At 73.7% G+C, this 20,379-nt stretch carries 16 protein-coding genes and 8 tRNA genes; 13 read left to right on the top strand and 11 right to left on the bottom strand.

The window, feature by feature from the left end; genetic code table 11:
* Window positions 1–6: 6 nt before the first annotated feature.
* Entirely contained in the window at window positions 7–1,986 is a 1,980-nt protein-coding gene (gene thrS, locus ACI1MP_RS30465) for a threonine--tRNA ligase (RefSeq protein ID WP_404869965.1), read from the bottom strand.
* A gap of 256 nt (window positions 1,987–2,242) precedes the next feature.
* Here thrS and ACI1MP_RS30460 point away from each other — a divergent pair, with 256 nt between their 5' ends.
* On the top strand, window positions 2,243–3,016 hold the full coding sequence (locus ACI1MP_RS30460) for a 3'-5' exonuclease (RefSeq protein ID WP_404869964.1): 774 nt from the start codon (window positions 2,243–2,245) through the stop codon (window positions 3,014–3,016).
* 69 nt (window positions 3,017–3,085) lie between these two features.
* On the opposite strand, the gene ACI1MP_RS30455 is transcribed toward ACI1MP_RS30460, so the two are convergent.
* Window positions 3,086–3,157: transfer RNA gene (locus ACI1MP_RS30455), tRNA-Val, on the bottom strand.
* A gap of 212 nt (window positions 3,158–3,369) precedes the next feature.
* A tRNA-Val gene (locus tag ACI1MP_RS30450) sits at window positions 3,370–3,441 on the bottom strand.
* A 422-nt stretch (window positions 3,442–3,863) separates the two neighbouring features.
* On the opposite strand from ACI1MP_RS30450, the gene ACI1MP_RS30445 reads away from it, so the two are divergent.
* From ACI1MP_RS30445 to ACI1MP_RS30435, 3 genes are all read left to right on the top strand, one after another.
* A complete protein-coding gene (locus tag ACI1MP_RS30445; RefSeq protein ID WP_030056266.1) occupies window positions 3,864–4,277 on the top strand; it encodes an SsgA family sporulation/cell division regulator in 414 nt (137 codons plus the stop codon).
* A 267-nt stretch (window positions 4,278–4,544) separates the two neighbouring features.
* Window positions 4,545–5,126 (top strand): CGNR zinc finger domain-containing protein, encoded by a 582-nt coding sequence (locus tag ACI1MP_RS30440; protein ID WP_189272859.1) that lies wholly within the window; start codon window positions 4,545–4,547, stop codon window positions 5,124–5,126.
* A gap of 78 nt (window positions 5,127–5,204) precedes the next feature.
* Window positions 5,205–5,693, top strand: a complete 489-nt coding sequence (locus ACI1MP_RS30435; protein ID WP_404869962.1) for a DsbA family protein — start codon at window positions 5,205–5,207, stop codon at window positions 5,691–5,693.
* A gap of 39 nt (window positions 5,694–5,732) precedes the next feature.
* On the opposite strand, the gene ACI1MP_RS30430 is transcribed toward ACI1MP_RS30435, so the two are convergent.
* From ACI1MP_RS30430 to ACI1MP_RS30420, 3 genes are all read right to left on the bottom strand, one after another.
* Complete coding sequence (locus ACI1MP_RS30430) at window positions 5,733–6,575, bottom strand: GNAT family N-acetyltransferase (protein WP_380344188.1); 843 nt, start codon at window positions 6,573–6,575, stop codon at window positions 5,733–5,735.
* Window positions 6,576–6,640: 65 nt separating this feature from the next.
* On the bottom strand, window positions 6,641–7,459 hold the full coding sequence (locus tag ACI1MP_RS30425; RefSeq protein WP_404869961.1) for an aminotransferase class IV: 819 nt from the start codon (window positions 7,457–7,459) through the stop codon (window positions 6,641–6,643).
* A gap of 20 nt (window positions 7,460–7,479) precedes the next feature.
* On the bottom strand, window positions 7,480–8,496 hold the full coding sequence (locus tag ACI1MP_RS30420) for a chorismate-binding protein (RefSeq protein WP_380344195.1): 1,017 nt from the start codon (window positions 8,494–8,496) through the stop codon (window positions 7,480–7,482).
* 310 nt (window positions 8,497–8,806) lie between these two features.
* Here ACI1MP_RS30420 and ACI1MP_RS30415 point away from each other — a divergent pair.
* The 6 genes from ACI1MP_RS30415 to ACI1MP_RS30390 all read left to right on the top strand — a co-directional run bounded on the left by ACI1MP_RS30415 (window position 8,807) and on the right by ACI1MP_RS30390 (window position 9,425).
* A tRNA-Gly gene (locus ACI1MP_RS30415) sits at window positions 8,807–8,879 on the top strand.
* Between the two features lie 38 nt (window positions 8,880–8,917).
* Window positions 8,918–8,991: transfer RNA gene (locus ACI1MP_RS30410), tRNA-Cys, on the top strand.
* Between the two features lie 35 nt (window positions 8,992–9,026).
* A tRNA-Val gene (locus ACI1MP_RS30405) sits at window positions 9,027–9,098 on the top strand.
* Window positions 9,099–9,133: 35 nt separating this feature from the next.
* Window positions 9,134–9,208 (top strand) — tRNA-Val (locus ACI1MP_RS30400).
* A 35-nt stretch (window positions 9,209–9,243) separates the two neighbouring features.
* Window positions 9,244–9,315: transfer RNA gene (locus ACI1MP_RS30395), tRNA-Val, on the top strand.
* Window positions 9,316–9,350: 35 nt separating this feature from the next.
* Window positions 9,351–9,425, top strand: a tRNA-Val gene (locus ACI1MP_RS30390).
* A gap of 214 nt (window positions 9,426–9,639) precedes the next feature.
* Here ACI1MP_RS30390 and ACI1MP_RS30385 read toward each other — a convergent pair.
* Window positions 9,640–9,822: a hypothetical protein gene (locus tag ACI1MP_RS30385; protein WP_100585058.1), complete on the bottom strand. Its 183-nt coding sequence runs from the start codon at window positions 9,820–9,822 to the stop codon at window positions 9,640–9,642.
* Between the two features lie 470 nt (window positions 9,823–10,292).
* On the opposite strand from ACI1MP_RS30385, the gene ACI1MP_RS30380 reads away from it, so the two are divergent.
* From ACI1MP_RS30380 to ACI1MP_RS30370, 3 genes are all read left to right on the top strand, one after another.
* Window positions 10,293–12,230 (top strand): protein kinase domain-containing protein, encoded by a 1,938-nt coding sequence (locus ACI1MP_RS30380; protein ID WP_404869960.1) that lies wholly within the window; start codon window positions 10,293–10,295, stop codon window positions 12,228–12,230.
* 64 nt (window positions 12,231–12,294) lie between these two features.
* Entirely contained in the window at window positions 12,295–12,855 is a 561-nt protein-coding gene (locus ACI1MP_RS30375) for a hypothetical protein (RefSeq protein WP_404869959.1), read from the top strand.
* A gap of 70 nt (window positions 12,856–12,925) precedes the next feature.
* Entirely contained in the window at window positions 12,926–13,294 is a 369-nt protein-coding gene (locus ACI1MP_RS30370; protein WP_380344823.1) for a hypothetical protein, read from the top strand.
* An 11-nt stretch (window positions 13,295–13,305) separates the two neighbouring features.
* Here the strand turns inward: ACI1MP_RS30370 and ACI1MP_RS30365 are convergent, their stop codons facing one another.
* The 4 genes from ACI1MP_RS30365 to cobT form a co-directional block, all read right to left on the bottom strand.
* Complete coding sequence (locus tag ACI1MP_RS30365; RefSeq protein ID WP_404869958.1) at window positions 13,306–14,121, bottom strand: hypothetical protein; 816 nt, start codon at window positions 14,119–14,121, stop codon at window positions 13,306–13,308.
* A 58-nt stretch (window positions 14,122–14,179) separates the two neighbouring features.
* Window positions 14,180–14,983 carry an RNA methyltransferase gene (locus ACI1MP_RS30360; RefSeq protein ID WP_189272852.1) on the bottom strand — a complete coding sequence of 268 codons (804 nt, stop codon included), beginning with the start codon at window positions 14,981–14,983 and terminating at the stop codon, window positions 14,180–14,182.
* A gap of 150 nt (window positions 14,984–15,133) precedes the next feature.
* Window positions 15,134–16,363: a uroporphyrinogen-III C-methyltransferase gene (cobA, locus tag ACI1MP_RS30355; protein WP_404869957.1), complete on the bottom strand. Its 1,230-nt coding sequence runs from the start codon at window positions 16,361–16,363 to the stop codon at window positions 15,134–15,136.
* Between the two features lie 125 nt (window positions 16,364–16,488).
* Window positions 16,489–20,259, bottom strand: a complete 3,771-nt coding sequence (gene cobT, locus ACI1MP_RS30350; RefSeq protein WP_404869955.1) for a nicotinate-nucleotide--dimethylbenzimidazole phosphoribosyltransferase — start codon at window positions 20,257–20,259, stop codon at window positions 16,489–16,491.
* Window positions 20,260–20,379 lie beyond the last annotated feature (120 nt).

The following is a 20,379-nucleotide window of genomic DNA, read 5'->3' as shown; positions in this document are numbered from 1 at the left end:
CCGGTGTCAGACCTGCACCCGGCTGCGCACCGCCTCGACGATCTCGGCGATCGCCTCGGCCCGCGGCACGCCGTTCTTCTGCTCGCCGTTGCGGTAGCGGAACGACACCGCGCCGGCCTCGACGTCGTCGTTGCCCGCGATCAGCATGTACGGGACCTTCGACTTCTGGGCGTTGCGGATCTTCTTCTGCATCCGGTCGTCCGAGGTGTCGACGTCCACCCGGATCCCGTGCTTCTTCAACTCGGCCGCCACCTCCAGCAGGTACGGCACGTGCTCGTCGGTGATCGGGATGCCGGTCACGGTGACGGGGGCCAGCCACGGCGGCATGGCGCCCGCGTAGTGCTCCAGCAGCACCGCGAAGAAGCGCTCGATCGAGCCGAACAGCGCGCGGTGGATCATCACCGGCCGCTGCCGCGAGCCGTCCGCCGAGGTGTACTCGAGCTCGAACCGCTCCGGCAGGTTGAAGTCGAGCTGGATGGTCGACATCTGCCAGGTGCGGCCGATCGCGTCCCGCGCCTGCACCGAGATCTTCGGGCCGTAGAAGGCCGCGCCGCCCGGGTCCGGCACCAGCGGCAGACCCTGCTTCTCGGCCACGCTGGCGAGGACCGCGGTGGCCTCCTCCCACGCGTCGTCGCTGCCGACGAACTTCTCCGGGTCCTTGGTGGACAGCTCCAGGTAGAAGTCGTTCAGACCGTAGTCGCGCAGCAGGTCCAGCACGAAGGTCAGCGTGCGGTCCAGCTCGTCGGCCATCTGCTCGCGGGTGCAGTAGATGTGCGCGTCGTCCTGCGTGAAGCCGCGGGCGCGGGTCAGGCCGTGCACCACGCCGGACTTCTCGTACCGGTACACGGTGCCGAACTCGAAGAGGCGCAGCGGCAGTTCACGGTACGAGCGGCCGCGCGCGTCGAAGATCAGGTTGTGCATCGGGCAGTTCATGGGCTTGAGGTAGTAGTCCGTGCCCTCGTCGAGCTGCATGGGGGGGTACATGCCGTCGGCGTACCAGTCGAGGTGGCCGCTGGTCTCGAACAGCTTCCCCTTGGTGGCGTGCGGGGTGTAGACGAACTCGTAGCCCTCTTCCTCGTGCCGCTTGCGCGAGTAGTCCTCCATGGTGCGGCGGATGATGCCGCCCTTGGGGTGGAAGACGGCGAGGCCGGAGCCGATCTGCTCGGGGATGGAGAACAGGTCGAGCTCGGTGCCGAGCTTGCGGTGGTCGCGCTTGGCGGCCTCCTCCAGGAAGTCGAGGTGGGCCTTCAGCTCTTCCTTGGTGGGCCACGCGGTGCCGTAGAGGCGCTGCAGCATCGGGTTCTTCTCGCTGCCGCGCCAGTACGCGGCGGCGGAGCGCATCAGCTTGAACGCCGGGATGTGCCGGGTGCTGGGCAGGTGCGGGCCGCGGCAGAGGTCGCCCCAGCAGACGTCGCCGGTCTTCGGGTCGACGTTGTCGTAGATGGTGAGTTCGCCGGAGCCGACCTCGACGTCGGCGCCGTCGCCGGCGGTCGCGGCGGAGCCCTTGAGGCCGATCAGCTCCAGCTTGTAGGGCTCCTTGGCGAGCTCCTCGCGGGCGGCCTCGTCGGTGACCACGCGGCGGGAGAACTTCTGCCCCCGCTTGATGATCTCCTGCATCTTCTTCTCGATGGTCTTGAGGTCGTCCGGGTGGAACGGCTTCTCGACGTCGAAGTCGTAGTAGAAGCCGTCGCGGACGGGCGGGCCGATGCCGAGCTTGGCCTCCGGGAAGACCTGCTGGACGGCCTGGGCCATCACGTGCGCGGTGGAGTGCCGCAGGATGTCGAGGCCGTCGGGGCTGGAGATCTCGACGGGTTCGACCTCGTCGCCGTCCTGGACGGCGTAGGCGAGGTCCTTGAGCTGGCCGCCGACCCGGGCGGCGATCACGGCGCGGTCGTCGGCGAAGAGCTCGGCGGCCGTAGTGCCCGTGGTCACCACGCGCTCTTCCCGATCGGGTTCGCGGTTGATGATGATCCGGACGTCCGTCACCGGTCTCTCCTGACGTTCTGGCTATGGGGCGCAGCACAACCGCTGCGTTGTGCATGGTACCGAGCCGGGCCAGGTCCCCGTCGCCAAGGCCCGGGGCGGCCGCGGTGATCGTTCGGTCACTTTCTGCCACAAGAGGTCGCCCGGGACGGTTGACCTCCCGTCAACTGCGGTATCACTTCGACACGGCGCGGCGCTCCGCTGGTCCTCGGTGGCAGCGCCGCCCGGCAAGGGTTCGCGCGGCGTCTGAGGGTGCGTCATGCAGCAGCTCCGTTCCTGGTTCCACGGTCCGTTGGCATCGTTCGACACCGAGACCACGGGTGTGGACGTCGAGCAGGACAGGATCGTCTCGGCCGCCCTGGTGGTGCAGTCCGCCGCGGGCGGGGCGGCGGCCGTCCGCAGTTGGTTGGCCAATCCGGGTGTGCCCATTCCGGAGCAGGCCCGGGCCGTTCACGGCATTTCCGACGACCGGGTGCGGGCGCACGGCCGGCCGCCGCGCACGGTGGCGATGGAGGTGGCGCTCGCGCTGGCCGAGCAGTCCCGCGCGGGGGTGCCGCTGGTGGTGATGAACGCCCCGTACGACCTGACGCTGCTGGACCGGGAGTTGCGCCGGCACGGGGCGGGTTCGCTGACGGAGGTGCTGGGCGGCGCGGAGCTGCTGGTGCTGGATCCACGGGTGCTGGACAAGCAGGTGGACCGCTACCGCAAGGGCCGCCGCACCCTGACCGACCTGTGCGGGCACTACGGCGTCCCGCTGGTGGGTGCGCACGACGCGGCGGCGGACGCGGTGGCGGCAATGGAGTTGGTGCGCGCGGTGGCGGCCCGGCACCCGGAGCGGCTGGGCGGGCTGTCGCCGGCGGAGCTGCACCTGCGGCAGGCGGTGTGGCACGCGGCGCAGGCGCGCGGGCTGGAGCGCTGGTTCGAGCGGGCGGGTACGCCGGAGCGGGTGGACACGGCGTGGCCGCTGCGGCCGGCCCGCTGCCGGTGCGGTGCGCGCCTGGAGCCGGGCCACGCCTGCGAGTTGGCGGCCTGACGGGCCGCCGGGACGCCACAACACGGAAGGCCCCGACCTGATGGTCGGGGCCTTCCGTGTTGTGCTCGGTGGGCGATACTGGGATCGAACCAGTGACCCCTTCGGTGTGAACGAAGTGCTCTCCCGCTGAGCTAATCGCCCGGGCAACGAGATGAACAGTAGCACCACTTGGGCCCCGGCATCCAATCCGTTCCCCGACGGCCCCCCAGATCCCGTGCCGGGCACGTCCGTTGAATAGCTCCCGGGCGGGGCGGGCCTGTTGAATGCCCGTCAGAACTCGGGCCGGGAACGCGGAAAAGGCGTAGGGCCCCGACCTGATAAACAAGTCGAGGCCCTACGCCTTTGCATTCCGGTGGGCGATACTGGGATCGAACCAGTGACCCCTTCGGTGTGAACGAAGTGCTCTCCCGCTGAGCTAATCGCCCGGGTGCAGAAAGAACATTACCCCATCCGCGCGGGTGCTCCGACCACCCCCGCCCCTCGTCGTGCCCGGTCCGCGCCCGGCTTGCGCCCCCGGTCCGGCCGACGGCCCCGACCAGCGGCGTCGGCGGGCCGGCCGGGAGCGCCGCGGGCGGGGCACCGCCCCGGGGCGGGTCCGGCGGCGGCAGCTTCGTGCGTTCCTCCAGTCGTCCGGGCACCGGTCCGGTGCGACCGCCGGTAATCCGTGCCGTTACCGGGTCGGTCGGCGGCAGGTCGGGCCGTTCGGGGGATTCCGCAATGCGCCGGAAGGGGTACGACTCGCACCGGAATCGGGACAGACGGGTTTACACCGGGCTTTCAGGTGGGATGGTCCGTTCGCCGACGTGCGATTCCCCGAGCGCACACTGAGCGAAAGGCCCTGGCGCTTATGAACACCACGGTCAGCTGCGAGCTGCACCTGCGCCTCATCGTGTCCAGCGAGTCCTCACTGCCCGTCCCCGCGGGCCTGCGCTACGACACTGCCGACCCCTATGCCGTGCATGCGACGTTCCACACCGGAGCAGACGAGACCGTGGAGTGGGTGTTCGCCCGCGACCTCCTCGCGGAGGGGCTGCACCGACCGACCGGTACCGGCGACGTCCGGGTGTGGCCGTCCCGCAGCCACGGTCAAGGCGTGGTTTGCATCGCCCTGAGCTCTCCGGAAGGAGAGGCACTGCTGGAGGCCCCGGCCCGGGCGCTTGAGTCCTTCCTCAAGCGGACGGACGCCGCGGTGCCGCCCGGCACCGAACACCGTCACTTCGACCTCGACCGGGAGCTGTCTCACATCCTCGCCGAGAGCTGAACCGAACGAGTCAAGGCCCGCCGTCGCGCGGCGGCGGGATCGCCTCGATGCGCACCGTCCTACTCGGGGGCACGGTCGCAGTTCACTGCCGCCTGCCGGCGGCCTCGGGGCCCGGCCCCGGGCGTTCCCTCCTGTCGGAGCGGACGTCCGGGGCTAAGCCACGTCCGGGTCCGTCCTGGCCCGAACGGCGTCCCGGGCCGGTAGAGTCGGGCCCCGCTTTGACCGACGCGACGGTCCTCGGGCCGCCGCCGCGTGAGGAGTTCCCACGTGCTGATCACCCATGACACCGAATGCGCGCTGAGCATCCTGGTGGAGCTGCTGAACACCGCGCCGGAGGCCTGCGGCAGCGAGCAGCTGCCCGACGTCGCGGCGCTGAGCGCCTTCGTGGTCGGTCAGGAGATCAGCGAGATCGACTCGCTCGGCCCGGCCGACCTGGCCGCGGTGCACCAGCTGCGCGACCGGCTGCGCGAGGTGTTCTCGGCGGACACCGTCGAGCGGGCCGCGGAGCTGGTCAACGCGCTGGTCGCCGAGGCCGGCACCACGCCGCGGCTGACCAACCACGACCACCACGGCTGGCACATCCACTACTTCGCGCCGCACGCCGCGATCGGTCGGCACCTGGCCGCCGAGCTGGGCATGGCGCTGGCGTTCATCGTGATGGCCGGCGAGCTGGAGCGGCTGCGCCGCTGCGAGGCGCCGGACTGCGCCCGGGTCTTCGTCGACCTGTCCCGCAACCGCTCCCGCCGCTACTGCGACAGCCGCACCTGCGGGAACCGGCTGCACGTGGCCGCGTACCGGGCCCGGCAGCGTTCGGCGGAGGCCGAGGCGGTGGCGGCGGCCGGGCGCTGACCGCCGAGCGCCGCCGGTCGGGGCCGGGGCCGGTCGGGATCGGTCGGGGCCGGGTGGCGGACCTGGGAGACTTGGGGCATGAGCGATTCCTCCCTGCCCCGCGTCGAGTTCTGGTGCGACCTGCTGTGCCCCGACTGCCGTACCGCGCTGGCGGACGTCCACGCGCTGCGCGCCCGCTTCGGTGACGCGCTGGCCGTCGAGCTGCGGCACTTCCCGCTGGAGAAGCACAAGTTCGCGTACCCGGCGGCGGAGGCCGCGACCGAGGCGTTCGAGCAGGGGCGCGGCTGGGAGTTCGTCGAGGCGCTGCTGGCCCGGCTGGAGGACGTGGAGCGCGGCGGGGCGAAGGCGCTGGTGGAGATCGCCGGGTCGGCCGGGCTGGACGCGGAGGAGGTCGACACCGCGCTGATCGACGGCCGGCACATGCTGCTGGTCGACTCGGACGTGGCCGAGGGCCGGGCGATCGGCGTCACGGGCACCCCGACGTACGTGGTGGCCGGCGAGCGGCTGGACGGCGGGCAGTCCCAGGACGGGCTGCTGGAGCGCATCGTGGAGCTGCTGGGCGGCTGACCGCCCCGCTGGCGGTGACGGCGGGGCGGTCGGGAGGCCTCAGAGCAGCGGTTTGCTGAGCACGCGCCGGGTGACCCGGTAGCCGAGCGACTCGTAGAGGCGGATCGCCACGCCGTTGTCGGCGAACACGTTGAGCCCGAGGTCGTGGACGCCGGCGGCGAGGCATTCGCGTTCGGCGATCCGCATCAGGGTGCGGCCGTGGCCGCGACCGCGGTGTTCCGGGGCGGCTTCCACCAGCATCACCCAGGCCAGCGGGCGGCCGTCCGGCATGGTGGCCTGGCGGAGGGCGACCCAGATGCAGCCGAGGACGTTCCCGTCGGCGTCGAGGAGTTGCCGCAGCACCGTGTCCGGGGTGTCCGGGCCGGCCGGCAGGGCGTGCCGGTGGTCGTGCTCCGACTTCGCGGTGGCCTCGGCGGCGCCCAGGCCGGAGTCGATCAGTTCCTGCCGGTAGCCCTCGACGGCGGCCCGCTCCCAGTCGGGGTACTGCTCCGGACCGATCCGACGGTCCGTCAGTCCTGCCGGGAGCTGCGGGAGTTCGGTGAGCGGCTTGATCATGTTGCGCATCCGCTCGGTGTAGCCGAGGGCGTGGGCCAGCTGCAGGCCGGCCGCTGCCTCGGCGGGCACCGTGACGTCGACCCGGGTGCAGCCCCAGGAGCGCAGCACCTCTTCGGCGGCGAGCACCGCGACGGTGCCCCGGCCCCGCCGCCGCCCCTCGGTGACCTCCAGCTCGCCGATCTCGCCCGGGCAGAACCCGTCCCGGGGCCACGCGGTGGTCCGCAGGCCGCCCACCGGGTGCCCGTTCACCATGATGTGCCAGCGCCGCGTCCGCCCTTTGTTGGCCGCGGCTTCCTCGGCACCGTCCGGCCGCAACGTGGTAGTCATACCGGCCCCCTTCCCTCCCCCACCGGGGTTCTACCGTCCCACGCCGCCCGCGCGCCCGGCCATGGTCAGACCGGGTCGCTGTGCCGGGCCGCCCGGTCGGCGAAGATCTCCATCGCCTTGCGGGTCACCGGGCCGATGCCGGGGAGGGTACGGGCGTCGACGCGGGTGACGGCCTGGACGTCGCGGAGGGTGGAGGTCAGGAAGACCTCCTCGGCGTCGGCGAGGGCTTCGAGGGGGACGTCGACCTCCTCGGCGCCGGTCCAGTCGACGACGAGTCGGCGGGTGATGCCGGCCAGGCAGCCGGAGGCGAGGGTGGGGGTGAGGAGGCGGCCGTCGAGGACCAGGAAGACGTTGGAGCCGGTGCCTTCGCAGAGCAGGCCGGCGGTGTTGGCGAGCAGGGCCTCGCTGGCGTCGGCGCGGTGGGCGGCGGCGAGCGCGATGACGTTCTCGGCGTAGGAGGTGGTCTTCAGGCCGGTCACGGCGGAGTGTTCGTTGCGGCGCCAGGGGACGGTGACGACGGCGGTGGTGTCGGGCCGGCGGTTCGCGGTGCCGAGGGCGACGACCAACGTGGGTGCGGCGTCGCCGCGTTCGGAGCCGAGCGGGGCGCGGCCGCCGGTGTAGGTGATCCGCAGGCGGCCGAGCGGCATGGGCTGCGCGGCCAGGACGGCGGCGCAGGCCTCGCGGACCAGGTCGTGGTCGGGGTCGGGGAGGCCGAGGCCGCGGGCGGAGCGGGTGAGGCGGTCGAGGTGGCGGGTGAGGGCGAACAGTTCGCCGTTCTCGGCCTTGACGGTCTCGAACACGCCGTCGCCGACGGTCAGTCCGTGGTCGAGGACGGAGAGTGTGGCGTCGTCCTCGGCGGTGAGGGTTCCGTTGACCCAGATCATCGGCGTCGTGCTCCTTGCGGTCAGGCGGGGGTGCCGGTGGAGGCTATCGCCACCAGCCTGGCGGCTTTGAGTTCGGTTTCGCGCCATTCCCGGTCCGGGTCGGAGTCCCAGGTGATTCCGGCGCCGGTGCCGAATTTGAGGACGGGGCGGCCGCTGTCCCGTTCGATCCAGAACGAGCGGATGCCGACGGCGAGTTCGGCCAGGCCGCGGTCGGCGTCGACCCAGCCGACGGCACCGCAGTAGGGGCCGCGGGGGGCGGTCTCCAGTGCGCGGATGATGCGCAGCGCGCTGCTCTTGGGGGCGCCGGTGACGGAGCCGGGCGGGAAGGTCGCGTCGAACAGCTGCGGCCAGCCGGCGTCGGCGCGCAGGCGTCCTTCGACGGTGGAGACCAGGTGGACCAGGCCGGGGTGCTTCTCCACGGCGCACAGGTCGGGGACGGTGACGGTGCCGGTGTCGCAGACCTGGCCGAGGTCGTTGCGGACCAGGTCGACGATCATCACGTTCTCGGCGTGGTCCTTGTCGAGCAGGTCGTGCTCGGTGCGACCGGTGCCCTTGATCGGGCCGGAGCGGACGGTGCGGCCGCGCCGGCTCAGGTAGAGCTCGGGCGAGGCGGTGGCGATTTCGATGCCGTGCTCGGGGAGCCGGATCGTTCCTGCGTACGGCGCGGGGTTGTGGGCGGCGAGCAGGCCGGTGAGTGCGTCGATGTCCGTGCGGTCGGGGTCGGGCAGCGGCGCGCTCAACACCCGGCACAGGTTGGCCTGGTAGACCTCGCCGGCGGCGATGTGCTCGCGGATGCGGCGCACTCCCGAGCGGTAGGCGTCGGCGTCGAGGGAGCTGTGCCAGCTGTCGGGGGCGGGGCCGCGCCAGCTGTGGGTGGCGGGCGGCGCGGGGTCGGGGCGGACCTCGTCGAACCGGGCGCAGGTGAGGCGGCCCTCGAAGTCGTGGGCGACGGCCCAGAATCCGCCCCGGTCGAGGGCGGCGGGGTCGTGGGTGACTTCGCGCAGCCCGGTGGCGAGGCGCCCGGCGAAGCGGGCCATCGGCTGGTGGGGGCTGAGCGGGGCGGTGCGGCCGGACACGGTTCTCCTGCGCGGATTCGCGGATTGCGGTGCTGCCCGTTGCGCCCGCGCGGGCGCGGGCGTGGGCGCCGGGGGATCGCCCCGGTAGTGAAAGTCTAGGTCGGAGGCCTGTCGGAACGGTCCGGGCGGACCCGACGGTTGGGCATCGGGCGGCCACCCCCGCGCCACGCTGCGGGAACGGATTTTTCAGCTGGGCCAGAAATCCGCTAGAGTTCAACACGTCGCCAGGGAGCGCAGCCGGGAAAAACCGGAAGGGCTTCCAGGAAGACAGGCGGACGTGGCTCAGTTGGTAGAGCATCACCTTGCCAAGGTGAGGGTCGCGAGTTCGAATCTCGTCGTCCGCTCGAAGGAGAACAGGTAGGATCGTTCTTCGCAGTTGCCTGGTGGAGTGGCCGAGAGGCGAGGCAACGGCCTGCAAAGCCGTGTACACGGGTTCAAATCCCGTCTCCACCTCCAAGAGGTACCCCTGGTTCCGGCCCGGGGTCCTCCCCGCGCGATTAGCTCAGCGGGAGAGCACTACCTTGACACGGTAGGGGTCACTGGTTCAATCCCAGTATCGCGCACTGATCTTCGGATCCTTGGTCTTCGGATCATCCCTGCGCGATTAGCTCAGCGGGAGAGCACTACCTTGACACGGTAGGGGTCACTGGTTCAATCCCAGTATCGCGCACCACTGGCAGGGCTCCTCGGAGCTCCTGGTACGTTCCTGCGCGATTAGCTCAGCGGGAGAGCACTACCTTGACACGGTAGGGGTCACTGGTTCAATCCCAGTATCGCGCACTGATCTTCGGATCCTTGGTCTTCGGATCATCCCCGCGCGATTAGCTCAGCGGGAGAGCACTACCTTGACACGGTAGGGGTCACTGGTTCAATCCCAGTATCGCGCACCACAGTTGAGAGCCGCCGTCCGGTTTCGGACGGCGGCTCTTCGCATGTCGGGGGCAGGGCGGACATGGGAGTGGCCGGGAACGGCACGCCCTCACCGACGTGTCGTTCCCGGCCACCGGGTTGGCCGGAGCTGCAGCCTGCGCCACTCATTTCGTCCGTCCACGACGTGATGAGGGTTGCTCCGGGCCGGCGCGAAGACCCCTACCCCATGGGGGGTCAGCGCCCGATCAGATCGGCGACCGCCTGGGTCTGGGTCGCCAGTTGGTCCCACGCCCCGAACAGGGCCATCAGCAGGATCGCGCAGGGCAGGGCGATGGCAAGGGCGACCATCGGGTGCCGGGTCTCCGCGGAGTGCGGGGACAGGGGCCGGCGGCGAAGGGCTCGGTCGAGCGGTGCCATGTCTGCTGTGCTCCTGCGGGCTGCGGTGCTGCGGTCGGGTCGGGGAACAGGTCGTGCTGCTTGGCAGCGAGGACGGTTCTTCTCGGGGGACGAGCGGGGCCGTCCTCGCTGTGAACAACGGTAGGCGGGACGGCTGTCCGGGTCGTCATGCCGTCGTACCGTTCCGATCGCCTCCGCTGGTAGGAGGAGGAGCGGGGTGACGTACACCTGGAGTCGGACACCGGCGTGCGCGAACCCCTTAGGCGACCCTGACAGCACCCCCTGGGGGGTGGCCGAATTCCCTGCGGGGCAGGGGGTCTGACGGTGCGCCGACGTCTCCGATCTGACAATCCGACCGGCGGTTCGTGTGTTGCGTGTCAGCACGGGGCCGCTGCCTGTCCGTAAGCTGTGCCGAGACAGTTGTCTGACGATGCCCCAATCCGACGGGGCCTCACCCCACAGGCTGACGGAACGGGAACGGGTACGGGCAAATGGCAATGATGCGGCTGCGGCGTGAGGACCCCCGCATCGTCGGCCCGTACCGGCTGCACCGGCGGCTGGGCGCCGGCGGGATGGGCGTGGTCTTCCTGGGTTCGGACCGCAAGGGGCAGCGGGTCGCGCTGAAGCTGATCCGCGCCGAACTCGCCGAGGACGCCGAGTTCCGCACCCGGTTCGCCCGGGAGATCGCGGCGGCCTCCCGGATCCGCGGCGGCTGCACGGCCCGGGTGATGGGCTCCGACATCGAGGCCGACCGCCCGTGGCTGGCCACCGCGTACGTGCCCGGGCCGTCGCTGTACAAGCAGGTCTCCGAGGAAGGCACGCTGGCCTGGCCGGACGCCGCGCGGATCGGCGCGGCGCTGGCCGACGGGCTGGTGAAGGTGCACGAGGCCGGGGTGGTGCACCGCGACCTCAAGCCGTCCAACATCCTGCTCTCCCCCAAGGGCCCGCGGATCATCGACTTCGGCATCGCCTGGTCGCGCGGCGCGTCCACGCTCACCCACGTCGGCACGGCGGTCGGCTCGCCCGGCTTCCTGGCGCCCGAGCAGGTGCGCGGCGCGGCGGTGACGCCCGCCACCGACGTGTTCGCGTTCGGGGCCACGCTGGCGTTCGCCCTGACCGGGGAGTCGCCGTTCGGGTCGGGCGCCTCGTCCGAGGTGATGCTGTACCGGGTGGTGCACGAGGAGCCGGACCTGTCCGGGATTCCGCCGGTGCTGGCGCCGCTGGTGCGGGCCTGCCTGGCCAAGGAGCCGTCCGAGCGCCCGCCGGCCGCCGCGCTGCACGAGCGCCTGAGCGAACTCGCCGCACGCGGCGTCGGCGGCCGGGCCGCCCGGGCCTCGGCCCGCGCCGAGGAGCGGTCCGCGCAGGCCGCCCCGGCCGAGGGACCGGCGGGCGCCCGACCGGACGGTGCTCCGCCGCGCCGCGCGGCCGGCCCGCAGGGCGCCCCGGTGCCCGGCGCCGTCCGGCGACCGGCCGCCGACAGCCCGCGCGCCGCGGCCGGTGCGCCGCCCGTCCGCCCCGCCGTCCGCCCGGTGCCCGTGCCGGCGCCGGCTGCCGACGGCGCGTCGGCGGCCCCGGGCGGACGGCCGGTGGCGGCCGCGTCCGCGATGCCCCGGCAGGAGGTGCACCCGGAGGCCCGGACCGAGCGGGTGCGGCGTCCGGTCCGGGACGGCGACACGGTGCGCGAGCGTCGGCCCGCCGCCCCCGCCGGGCGGGAGCGCACCCCGCTGCCCGGCCGCGACCGCACTCCCCCGCCCGGGCGTCCCGCGGGCCCCGCCCGGCCGACGGCCCGTCAGCGGCTGATGCGCCAGCGGCTGGTGGTGTTCGTCACCGTCACGCTCGGTGTGGCGCTGGCCATCGCGATCGCGCAGGGCTGCGAGAACCGCTCCACCCACGGCCTTCCGCAGCCGACCGTGACCGCCCCGGTGAAGCCGACCACGGGTGCGACGCTGTCGGTGGACAGCCTGAACACGGTCGGCCACAGCGGCTCCGGCCTCGGCCCGGCACTCGGCAGCCCGCCCGCCGCGGACTGGCCCAACCGCAGCTACCCGGACCCGGCCGGCGGCCCGGCGATCCAGCTCCACGACGGCCGCTCGACCGACGCGGGCGCGCCCGTCACGCTGTCCGCGGTGCTGCCCGCCCGCTTCCGGGACGCCCCGGCGGCACTGGTGGTGCTGCGCCGGGTGGAGGGCTCCGTCCCCGTCGACCTGGTGCAGCTGTACGGCTTCACCGGCGACGCCCCGGTGCTGATCGCCGGCCGGGCGTCCACCGCGAACCCGGAGGCGGGAGCGGTGTGGCGGGTGGAGAACGGCGCGCTGATCCGCGAGGAGCGGGTGGACCGCACCGGCGCGGTCTCCTCGACCCGCTACACCGTCCGCCCGGACGGCGGCCTGGAGGAGTCCTGGCCGGGCTCGGGCGTGTCCGGGAACTGAGGGATCCGGCCCGGGCTCAACTGCCGGTGACGGTCTGTCAGTGCCCGGCGGGAGCATGTGCCGCATGATGTGGACGACCGACGCGATGCATGTCGCGTACTGCCAGTATTTCCTGTACGGCCCGGAGCTGCCGGACGGCTGGGACGCGCACGCGCTGGCCCGGCTCTTCCACGGCAACGGGGTGGCGGCCGGGTGCCCGGACCACCTGACGGTGCTGTGCGGAACCCACACCGGCCTGATCCGGCTCGGCGTGGAGCGCGCGGCCGAGCGGCCCGCGGAGCCCGGGCCGGAGTGGGAGAGCGCGGTGGAACTCTCGCTGTACAGCAGCGGCGAGCTGCACCTGCGCGCCTGGGACGGCGTGGACATCGCCGACGCCGGCAACCTGGCGCACGCGGGCCGCGGCTGGTACCGGGTCCGGGTGCAGACCCGGGGCCGCGACCGCGGCCGGGAGACCGACACCGCCGCCCGCGCCGTCGAGGAGCACCGCCTGACGATCTGGCCCGCTCCCCCGTCCCCCGACCTGGTGCTGCGCGTCGGCGACCTGACGGGCCGTCGCCACCACGACCCGCGCCGGCCGGCCCCCCGGCCGATATCGCCCCCGGCGGCGGCCCGCCGGGCAGCCTGACGGGTCATCGGCCGGTCACAGCGGATAATGATCCGCGGAAAATCGGGCGAGACCGGGAGGTACGGGAGCAATGGCGCTGGTCGCAGGGGCGCGGGTCAAGCTGGTGGCGGACGTGGAGCTGGGGGACGCGTCCGGGAGCGGGGAGCCCGTGGGCGTCCTGCTGCTGGGGGCGGGCGTCGAGGGCACCGTCGAGCACGTGGTCGGGGAGGTGGCGGCGCCCGAGGAGGTCCGCGAGTACGAGCGGCTGCGGGCGCTGCACGACGACTACGGGCACACCATGCCCGCCGAGAGCCTCAAGCAGTTGGAGGGCGAGATCGCCAAGTTGACGCCGCACTGGGAGGCGTTCCAGGTGCGGGGGCCGCGCTCGTCGGTCCGGGTGCGCTTCGACAACGGGTTCGTGCTGGACGGGGCCGACGAGGCGGTGCTGGCGGCGCTCTAGAAGATGGCGCTCTAGAAGCGGTCGTGCTCCTCCCAGTCGTACCAGCCGTTGCCCAGCGGGTTGTAGTGGCCCCGCTTGGTCGGCGGGGTGGTGCCGGGCGGGAAGTACGCGTAGCCGTGGGGGGCGAACGCGCCGGTGCCGCCGATGGCGAACCTCACACCGTCGCCGGTGAACTCGGTCCCGATGACGCGGTAGCCCGCGACCCAGCCCTGGTCGGCCGTGCCGGTCGCCAGGGCGTGCTCGGCCCAACCGGTGAGGGCTGGGCGGGCCAGCGCGAACCGGGCCTCGGCGGGGTCGGTCTGGGTGACCGTCAGCACGGTGGCGGCGAGCAGCAACGGCGCCACCGCCCAGCGCCAACGGCCGGACGGGGACTCGGCGTTGCGGGCGACGGGCCACTGCTGCCACAGCAGCCAGGCGAGCGGCAGGCCGACCAGCGTCAAGCCGCCGACGCCGAGCAGGCCGAGGTCCCAGCCCGGGACGCTGAAGCCCAACACGACGGCGGCGCAGCCCAGCGCGAGGCCGAGCAGCGCGCTGGCGCCGGGGCGGCGCGGGCGGGTAAGCGGCCGTTCGACCGTCGCACCGATCACCACGACGGCGATCAGCAAGAACGGGAACGCGATCGGCAGCAGCATCAGTGGTGCGATCGTCGGAACCACCCTGAGCAGCGACAGGAACATTCCGCCCACCATCGCGGCGAGTTTCATCGCGCGGTGCAGTCCTCCCTCGGGCAGCGCCACGACGGCGGCCAGCAGGGCGGCCAGCAGCAGTGGGCCCCGGTAGCCGGGGAGGGTGAGGCGGCGGAGCGCGACGGCGCCGTTGGTGATCATGGCGGCATGTCTACCGCAGATCCGTGACGAGTCTCAACTCCCCTGGCGGGGGCGGGAGTCAGCCGTGGTTCACCGCGTAGAACGCGATCGCGGCGGCGGCCCCGACGTTGAGCGAGTCGATGCCGTGCGCCATCGGGATACGGACCCGCTGGTCGGCGGCGGCGAGCGCCTTCGGGGTGAGTCCGTCGCCCTCGGCGCCCAGCATCAGGGCCGCCCGGGGCAGCAGGTGGGACTTGGCGACGGTGAAGTCCTCGGCGCCGGACGGGGTGAGGGCGAGGAGTTCGAAGCCGGCCGCGCGGACGGCGGCCAGCGAGTCCGGCCACGGGTCGAGGCGGGCGTACGGGACGGAGAACACCGCGCCCATGGACGTCTTGACGGCCCGCCGGTACAGCGGGTCGGCGCAGTCCGGGGAGAGCAGCACGGCATCCATGCCGAGAGCGGCCGCGGAGCGGAAGATCGCCCCGAGATTGGTGTGGTCGACCAGGCCCTCCAGCACGGCCACCCGGCGGGCGCCGTCGAGGACTTCGGCGGCCGTCGGGAGCGGCTTGCGCTCCATCGACGCGAGGGCACCGCGGTGCACGTGGTAGCCGGTGACCTGCTCCGCGAGCGCCGGCTCCACCAGGTGCACGGGCGCGTCGGTCTCGGCGATCACGTCGCCCATCACGCCCAGCCACTTCGCGGTGAGCAGCATCGACCGCATCCGGAAGCCCGCCGCGAGGGCGCGGCGGATCACCTTCTCGCCCTCCGCGATGAAGAGGCCTTCGGCCGGTTCGCGCCGACGCCGCAGTTCGACGTCGGTGAGGTCGGTGTAGTCGCTCAGCCGGGGGTCGGCGGCGTCGGTGACGGTGATGGGCTCGGACATTGGACGATTTTCGCACGTGGGGGGAGTCGCGAGGGCGGGCCTTACGGCGGGGCCCGGAACTTCGGCACGCACTGAGCCCCCGTGACCAACCGCAGACCCGGCCTCGCCGTTCCCCGAGCCGCTGTCGGGGCTCCCTTGATCCCTCGGCCTCTAGCCCAGGATGTTCACCACGTCGCCGATGACGATCACCGCCGGCGGCTTGATGCCCTCCGTGCGGACGGTCTCGCCGATGGTGGCGAGCGTCGCGTCGATGCGGCGCTGGGCGCTGGTGGTGCCCTCCTGGACGACGGCGACGGGGGTGTCGCCGGGGCGGCCGTGGGCGATGAGCTCCGCGGCGATGGTGGCGATCTTGTCGACGGCCATCAGCAGGACCAGGGTGCCGGTCATGCCGGCGACGGCCTGCCAGTTGGTGAGGGAGCGGTCGCCGGGGCCGACGTGGCCGGAGATGACGGTGAACTCGTGGGTGAGGCCGCGGTGGGTGACGGGGATGCCGGCGGCGGCCGGGACGCTGATCGAGGAGGAGATGCCGGGGACGACGGTGACGGGCACGCCCGCGTCCAGGCAGGCGAGCAGTTCCTCGCCGCCGCGGCCGAAGACGTACGGGTCGCCGCCCTTGAGGCGGACCACGAACCTGCCGGCCTTGGCGTGGTCGATCAGGGTCTGGTTGATCGCCTCCTGGGCCATGTACCGGCCGTAGGGGATCTTCGAGGCGTCGATCACCTCGACGTGCGGCGGGAGTTCGGCGAGCAGTTCGCGCGGGGCGAGCCGGTCGGCGACCACCACGTCGGCGTCGGCGAGGAGTCGGCGGCCGCGCACCGTGATCAGGTCGGGGTCGCCGGGGCCGCCGCCGACCAGGGCGACGCCCGCGCCACGGGCGCGGTACTGGCGGGCGGCGAGGGAGCCGTCGCGCAGGCCGGCGACGATGGAGTCGCGGAGGGCGGCGGAGTGCCGGGGGTCGCCGGTGAGCACGGCGACGGTCGCACCGGCGTCGTGGCCGGAGGCGGGCGTCCAGGCGGTGGCGGCGGAGGCGTCGTCGCTGCGGGAGCAGAACACCCGCAGGCGTTCGGCCTCGGCGGAGACCGCGGTGTTGACGTCCGGGTCGTCGGTGGCGACCAGCACGTACCAGGTGTCGGCCAGGTCGCCGTCCGCGTACGGACGCTGGTGCCAGGTCAGTTCACCGGCGTCGGCCATCGCGGAGACGGCGGGCGTGGTGGCCGGGGATATCAGGTGCAGGTCGGCGCCGGCGGCGATCAGCGCGGGCAGTCGGCGCTGGGCGACCTGGCCGCCGCCGATCACCACGACGCGGCGGCCGGCCAGCAGCAGCCCGACGGGGTACGGGGTGAGGCCCTGGGTGGACGGGTGCGGGTGCGGCGCGGTCATCGGGAGCAGCTCCTGGGTGGGCGGCGGTGCGGGGAGCGCCGTAGCCGGCCCGCCCTCGGGCCGGCTACGGGACGTCGGGCGGGCCGTCCCCGCTTCGCAGCGGGGACGGGCCGGACGCCGGTGGATCAGGCCTTCTCGGTGACTCCGGCGGAGTCGAAGGTGGCTACATCGTGCATCGCCCGGGCGGCGCTCTGCACCAGCGGCAGGGCGAGCAGGGCACCGGTGCCCTCGCCGAGCCGCAGGTCCAGGTCGATCAGCGGGCGCAGGCCGAGCCTGGCGAGCGCGGCCTGGTGGCCCGGCTCGGCGGAACGGTGACCGGCGATGCAGGCGGCCAGCACCTCCGGCGCGATGGCCTTGGCGACCAGCGCGGCCGAGCCGGCGATCACGCCGTCCAGGATCACCGGGATGCGCAGCGAGGCCGCGCCGAGCAGGAAGCCGGCGATCGCGGCGTGCTCCAGCCCGCCGACGGCGGCGAGCACGCCGATCGGGTCGGCCGGGTCCGGCTTGTGCAGCTCCAGGGCCTGCCGGATCACCTCGACCTTGCGGGCGTGGGTGGTGTCGTCGATGCCGGTGCCGCGACCGGTCACCTCGGCCGGGTCGGTGTCGGTGAACACCGAGATCAGCGCGGCGGAGGCGGTGGTGTTGGCGATGCCCATGTCGCCGGTGATCAGCACCTTGTTGCCGGCCGCGACCAGGTCACGGGCGGTCTCGATGCCGACCTCGATGGCGCGGATCGCCTCGTCCCGGCTCATCGCCGGGCCCTGCGTCATGTCGTCGGTGCCGGGCTTGACCTTGCGCGGCAGCAGGCCGGTGGTGCGGCCCTGCTGGATGGCGTCCGGCAGTTCGGCGGCCACGCCGACGTCCACCACGCACACCTCGGTGCCGATCTGCGCGGCGAACGCGTTGACCACCGCTCCCCCGGCCAGGAAGTTCCCGACCATCTGCGCGGTGACCTCCTGCGGCCACGGCGTCACGCCCTGGGCGTGCACCCCGTGGTCACCGGCGAAGACCGCCACGCAGCCCGGCTCCGGGATCGGCGGCGGGCACTTGCGGGCCAGACCGGACAGCTGCGCCGCGATGATCTCCAGCACGCCGAGCGAGCCGGCGGGCTTGGTCATCCGCTTCTGCCGGTCCCACGCCTCGCCGAGCGCCTTGGCGTCCAGCGGGCGGATGCCGCGCAGCGTGTCGGACAGCAGGTCGTGCGGCTCCTCGCCGGGCAGCGCGCGGTTGCCGTACTGCTCCTCGTGCACCACCCAGGACAGCGGGCGCTTCTTCGCCCAGCCCTGCTGCTCCAGCTCCGGCTCGTCCGGGAACGCGTCCACGAAGCCGACGCACAGGTAGGCGACGACCTCCAGGTGCTCGGGCAGGCCGAGCTCGCGGACCAGCTCCTCGTCGTCGAAGAAGCTCACCCAGCCGACGCCCAGCCCCTCGGCGCGGGCGGCCAGCCACAGGTTCTCCACCGCGAGGGCCGCCGAGTACGGGGCCATCTGCGGCTGGGTGTGCCGACCCAGCGTGTGCCGGCCGCCGCGGGTGCGGTCGGCCGTCACCACGATGTTGACCGGCGTCTCGAGGATCGCCTCGATCTTGATTTCCTTGAACTGCTTCGCCCGGCCCTTGGGCAGCGAGTCCGCGAACGCCTCGCGCTGACGCTCCGCCAGCTCGTGCATCTTCCGGCGGGTCTTCGCGGACCGGATCACCACGAAGTCCCACGGCTGCGAGTAGCCGACGCTCGGCGCGGTGTGCGCCGCCTCCAGCACCCGGATCAGCACCTCGTGCGGAATCGGGTCCGGCCGGAAGCCGTTGCGGATGTCCCGCCGCTCCCGGATCACCTGGTGCACGGCGTCCCGCCCGGCCTCGTCGTACCCGGGCGCGGCGGGACCGCGGTCCTCTTCGGCGGCGTCGAGGGTGTCGGGGGTCTCGGCGACGGCGGCTTCGGTGTCGGCGTCCGCTTCGGCCTTGGGCTCCGCCTCCGCCTCCGCCTCCGCCTCCGCCTCGGCCACGGTCGGCTCGGCGGGTTCACCGGTGGTCTCGGGCTCGGCAGGCTCTGCGGCCTCGACGGGCTGCGGCGTGGCCTCCGGCTCGGCGGGGGCTTCGGCGACGGCCTCGGTGGCGGGCTCCGTGGTCGCGGCGGCCCCGGCGGTCGGCTCGGCGGCGGCAGGCTCCGGCGTCTCGACGGCGGTCGCGGCCGGGGTCTCGGCCTCCGCTGCCTGGACGGGCTCGGCGGCCTTGGCCTCCTCGACGACCTCGGCGGCCTCGGTGACGTCAGCAGGCTCGACGACCTCGGCAGGCTCGGCGGCCTCGGCAGCGGGCTGCGGCTCGGCGACGGTCTGCGGCTCCAGGATCGGCAGCCCGGCGGGCGCGGCGAGGAACGCCGAGATGCGGCGGTGCGCACCCCGACCGCCCGACTTCGCGGCCTGCGCGGGGATCGGCTGTGCCGCGGCCTCGCCCTCGGGCGTCTCCGCCTCGGCCGCTTGCGGCGCGGACTGCTCAGCAGGCTGCTCGGCGGGCTGCTCGACGGTCGGGGCCGCCGGCTGCTCGGCCGACGGGACGTCAACGGCGGCAGCGGTCTCGGCCTGCGGCTCCGACGGCTCGTCGGCCGCGTCGGCGACAACCGGCTCGACCGCCACCGGCTCGACCGCGACGGGCTCCTCGGCCTTGACCTCGGGCTCGGCGACGGCGAGCGTCTCCGCCGCAGCTGCGGCAGGCTCGACCGGCGCTTCGGTGACGGGCGCCTCGGCAGCCGGCGGGTCCGCCGGAGCCGGCTCGGCGACGGGTGCGTCGGCGGCGGGTGCCACCGGCTCGGCCGCGGCGGGCTCGGCCACCACGGGCTGCTCCGCTGCCGGAGCCTCGGCGACCGGGGCCTCAGCGGTGGGCGCGGGCGCGGCGGGCGCGACCGGCTCCACGAAGACGGGCGCCAGGCCGGCGGCGGGCGCGGCGATCACGACGGCCTCCGGCTCCACCGGGGCCTCGCCGGCGGCAGGTGCCGACTCGGCCACCACGGGAGCGACCGCGATCGGCTCGGCGGCCACCGGTTCGACGGCGATCGGCTGCGCGGCGGCGGCCTCCGGCTCGGCAGCAGGCGCGGCGGGCGCGTCTTCGACAGTCGCTGCGGGCGCGGCCGCCTCGGCGACGACCGCGGCCGCGGCGGCCTCGACCACCTGCGGCTGCACCGGCGCGGGCACCGGCACGGCCTGCACGGCGGTCGGCGCCGCCTGGACCTGCGGGGCCGGCGCGGCCTGCGGCTGCACCTGCTGCGACTGCTGCACCGTTTCGGCGGTGACGATCGGCACCCCGAACGCGGGCGTGCCACCGGGGGTGGACGGGCCGCGGTCGGCCAGCGAGCGGACCGGGACGTGACCGGTCATCAGCGACGGGTCCGGGATCGGCGGCCCGGCGTGCAGCGGTCGGCGCTGCTGGGGGGGCGTCAGGAGCGGCGCGGCGGCGGGCTGCGCCTGCGGGCCGCCGACGGCCGGGGCGCTCTCCGCCGCCGGCGCGGCGACCGGAGTCGCGGCGGGCGCCTCGACGGCCTGCTCGGCCGCCGGCTCCGTGGTCAGCACAGGCGGGGCGAGCGGCGGCCAGGACGGCGCGACGGGGGTGCCGGGCGGCTGCTCGGCGTCACCGGCGGCAGCAGCATCGGCGTCGCCCGGCTCCGCGGCCTCGACGGTGCCGTGCACGGCGTCGCCCCAGGCGGTCTGCGGGGCGGGCATCAGCAGCACGTCGTCGTCCTCGTCGCCGTCGGGCTGGTCGAGGAAGGTGTACGCGGGCCGCTGTTCGCCGTGCCATCCGGCTGCGGCAGGCGGAAGGGGCGCGCCGAGGTGGTGCTCCGGGACGGGTCCGCCGGGCCCGGTTTCGGGCGCGAGGGGACCGGCGTGGGGGGCGTGGCCGCCGTCGGTCATGTCAATGCTCCTTCCAGGCCGCTTGCGCGTCCTCGGCGGGTGTCCCGGAGGGTCCCGCCCACTTCGCCGGGGCGGAGCCGCACCGACCCGTCCCGTACTCCATCGGTCGTCACCCTCAGG

Origin of the sequence: Kitasatospora griseola (assembly GCF_044999035.1) — a bacterium.
Taxonomy (GTDB): domain Bacteria; phylum Actinomycetota; class Actinomycetes; order Streptomycetales; family Streptomycetaceae; genus Kitasatospora; species Kitasatospora griseola.
This window is presented reverse-complemented; position numbering and strand designations above follow the sequence as displayed.